The following is a 1,513-nucleotide window of genomic DNA, read 5'->3' as shown; positions in this document are numbered from 1 at the left end:
ACCCGGTGCGGCGTCACGCGGAGCGGTCGGTCGTGACGGGCTCATCCGTCCGCCCGCGCGGTGAGCACCTCGAGCACGACCGACGCCAGCTGGGTCACGTCCCCGGCGCCGACGGTGAGCAGCAGGTCGCCCGGACGGGCGGCTGCGGCGATCGCCCGTGCCGCGTCGTGCCGGTCCGGCACGAACGTCGCCCTGCCCGGCGTGGGGACGCGGTCCACGATCAGCGCCCCGGTCACCGACGGGTCCGGGTCCTCGCGGGCGGCGTACACGTCGGTCACGACGACCACGTCGGCCAGGTCGAGCGCCGCGCCGAACTCGGCGGCGAACGTGCGGGTGCGCGAGTAGAGGTGCGGCTGGAAGAGGGCGAGGACCCGCCCGTCCCCGGCGACCGACCGCGCGGCACGCAGCAGGGCGGCGACCTCGGTCGGATGGTGCGCGTAGTCGTCGACCACGCGTACGCCGTCCGCCGTGCCCCGGTCCTCGAACCTGCGGCCCGTGCCGCGGAACGCGCCGAGGCCATCGGCGGCGTCGGTCACACCGAGGCGTCGCGCCGCCGCCCACGCCGCGGCCGCGTTCAGGGCGTTGTGCGTGCCGGGTACCGCCAGCCGGACGGTCGTGCGCACGTCCGCGGTCGACAGGGCGAACGCCCACCGGTCGCCGTCGGCCGCCAGGTCGCCGACCCGGACGTCCGCGTCCGGCGACGTCCCGTACGTCACGACGGCGATGCTCCGGTCCGCGAGCGAATCACGCACCTGCTCCACCAGGCGCACCGCACCGGCGTCGTCCGCGCAGGCCACCAGCGCGCCGCCCGGCCGGATCCGGCCGGCGAACGCGACGAACGCGTCCTCGAAGGCCTCCGTGGAGCCGTAGTGGTCCAGGTGGTCCGGCTCGACGTTGGTGACGACCGCGACCAGTGGCGCGTACGCGAGGAAGGAGCCGTCGGACTCGTCGGCCTCGGCCACGAACGCGGGGCCGGCGCCGTCGCGGCTGCCACCGAGCGGTCCGTCGACCGAGAAGACCGTGCCACCGATGGCGAACGAGGGGTCCGCCCCGGCGTGCAGCAGTGCGGTGGCGATCATCGCGGACGTGGTCGTCTTGCCGTGCGCGCCGGCCACGGCGACCGCGTCGCGGTCGACCATGAGCGCGGCCAGGGCCTCGGACCGGTGCAGCACGCGCAGGCCTCGCTCGCGTGCGCGGGCAAGCTCGGGGTTGGACTCGCGGACCGCCGACGAGATCACCACGGTGTCGACGTCGTCGACGAGCGCGGCGTCGTGGCCGACGTGCACCCCGACTCCGGCCTCCCGGAGCGCCGGCAGCGCGGGACCGTCGGCCGCGTCGGACCCGCTGACGGCCAGGCCGCGGGCGGCGAGCAGGGCGGCGATCGCGGACATGCCCGCTCCGCCCACGCCGACGAGATGGACGCGGCCGAGGTCGGCGGGCCGCAGGACGTCGGTCACGGCAGCTCCGCCTCCACCAGACGGGCCACCCGGGCGGCGGCGTCACGCACCCCGAC

The 1,513-nt window shown here is 76.6% G+C and carries 1 protein-coding gene; it reads right to left on the bottom strand.

Features of this window, described 5'->3' with window-relative positions; all coding sequences use genetic code 11:
* Window positions 1-41: 41 nt before the first annotated feature.
* Entirely contained in the window at window positions 42-1,457 is a 1,416-nt protein-coding gene (gene murC, locus AC1DUQ_RS21665) for a UDP-N-acetylmuramate--L-alanine ligase (protein WP_477063081.1), read from the bottom strand.
* Between the last annotated feature and the right edge of the window lie 56 nt (window positions 1,458-1,513).

The sequence above is a fragment of the Cellulomonas sp. P4_B5_2 genome (assembly GCF_056402235.1).
The sequence above is the reverse complement of the archived record's forward strand: the minus strand, read 5'-3'. Positions and strand labels throughout refer to the sequence as shown.